The 2,166-nt window shown below is 67.0% G+C and carries 1 protein-coding gene and 1 pseudogene; both read left to right on the forward strand.

The genetic code is table 11. The annotated features are described in order from the left end of the window. The coding region (locus HUK84_RS15625; RefSeq protein ID WP_246285721.1) for a TonB-dependent receptor plug domain-containing protein at positions 1 to 1,959 on the forward strand (1,959 nt) is incomplete at its 5' end. A gap of 1 nt (position 1,960) precedes the next feature. Next, a pseudogene (locus tag HUK84_RS15630) lies at positions 1,961 to 2,166 on the forward strand (hypothetical protein); the annotation flags it as partial.

Genomic DNA, 2,166 nt, shown 5'->3' on the forward strand with positions numbered 1-2,166 from the left:
CCCGGCGCGCCGGTTGCGGCCCCGATTTCGGCCCAGATTTCGGCATCGGCCCCGGCATCGGCTCCGGCCCATGTCGCCATGGGCGCGCAGCATGTCCGGGTGGCGCTGGGCGGGGACCAGTTGCCGGAATCCGTCACCGTCAGCGCCGCCCGCCGCCCCGTCCGCATCGATGAGATCGGCACCAGCGTCAGCGTCATTACCGAAGCGGACATCGCGCTGCGCCAGCGTCGCACCCTGCCCGACCTGCTGCTGCAGGAGCCGGGGCTGAACCTGGTCCAGACCGGCGGGCCGGGGGGCACGACCTCGATCTTCATGCGCGGCACCAATGCCAACGAAGTGAAGGTGCGGCTGGACGGCATGGACATCAACGATCCCAGCAATCCGAACGGCGCGTTCGATGCCGCGCAGTTCCTGACCGACGGGATCGGCCGGGTCGAGATCCTGCGCGGTCCGCAAAGCGGCCTGTACGGCGCGGATGCGATGGGCGGGGTCATCGACATCACTTCGATCGCGGGCGAGGGGCCGATGAAGGCCACGCTGCGCGTCGAGGGCGGCAGTTTCGGCACCACCGGCGAGGCGCTGGGGCTGCGCGGCAGTCGGCAGCGGTTCCATTATTCGGTCTATCTGACCCACAGCCACGTCTCCAGCGTGCCGGTGACGCCGCCGCGGCTGATTCCGCCGGGGCTGAACGTGCCGGGCAACGGCAACGACAATCGCTCGGCCAATATCCGCCTGGGCTATGACGTGACCGACAATTTCGACCTGGGGCTGACGGCGCACCTGACGCAGGCGACGTACCGCTATGTCGACAGCGACTACAACACCTATCCCCCCGAGCCGACCCAGGGCCGCAGCACCCAGAACCTGAACGAGGCCGTGGTGCGCGGCACGGCGCATCTGCGCTCGTTCGGCGGGCGGTTCGATCAGATTCTCGGCGTGGGCTACACGGCCTATCGCAGCCGCGATCTGACGGTGGACGAACCGGTGGGGCCGGACGGCGGCAATCCCAGCTTCTATCGCGGCGAACGGGTGAAGATCGACTGGCACGGCACCGCCGACCTGGGCCGCGCGGGCAGTCTGCTGGTGGGGGCCGAACATATCCACGAGGCCATCCTGAACAGCCCGATCTCGGCGCATACCGATACCAATGCCGGCTATGGCCAGTATCAGGGCCAGTGGCGCAAGATCCTGTACGGCGCGGCGAACATCCGGTACGATTCCAATTCGCGCTACGGCAATTACGTGACGTGGCGCGCGGCGCCTGCCATCCATGTGCCCGGCACCGGCACGATCATCAAGGCCAGCGCCGGGTCGGGCTATCACGGTCCGTCGCTGAGCCAGTTGTTCGTCAGCTATCCGGCCTATTTCTTTTTGGCCAATCCGAACCTGAAGGCCGAGCGGCTGCTGGGCTATGACGCCGGCATCGAACAGCGCCTGCTGCGTGGGCGGCTGACGATGGGCGCGACCTGGTATCAGAGCAAGGTCGACAACCTGATCACCACCGGGTTGTCCGGCTATGACTATACCTATGTCAATGTCGCGCGGGCCCGTCTGCATGGCGTGGAATCCTTCATCGGCTGGAAGGCGCTGGACACGCTGGACCTGATGCTGAACTATACCTGGACGGTCGCGAAAAATGCCGATACCGGCCAGGAATTGCAGCGCCGGCCGGAACACAAGATCAGCTTCAGCCCCGTCTGGCGCGCCACGCGCGACCTGACGGTTTCAGGCAGCCTGGTGTTCCTGAGCCATTGGCGCGACGTCGATCGCTACGGCATGCAAAGCGATGTCCGCGCCCCCGGCTACGTCACCATCGACATCGCCGCGCGCTATCGCGTCAACCGCCACCTGTCGGTGTTCGCGCGGGCCGACAATCTGCTGAACCGGCAATATGAAAATCCGATCGGCTATCTCCAGCCCGGCCGGGCCGGCTATGGCGGCGTGATGCTGGCCTACTGACATGCGCCTGCCCGCCCGCGCCCTGCTTGCCTCCGTAATGGCCGCCCTGCTGCTGGCGATTCCGGCCATGGCGCGCGCGGGGGCGGCGGCGCGGCACCGGATCGTCTCGCTGAACCTGTGCACCGACCAGATGCTGCTGCTGCTGGTCCCGCCGCAGGACATCGCCGGCCTGTCGCCGCTGGCGCGCGATTGCGCCTATTCGATGCT

The organism is Nguyenibacter vanlangensis (genome assembly GCF_013376155.1).
Taxonomy (GTDB): Bacteria; Pseudomonadota; Alphaproteobacteria; order Acetobacterales; family Acetobacteraceae; genus Gluconacetobacter; species Gluconacetobacter vanlangensis.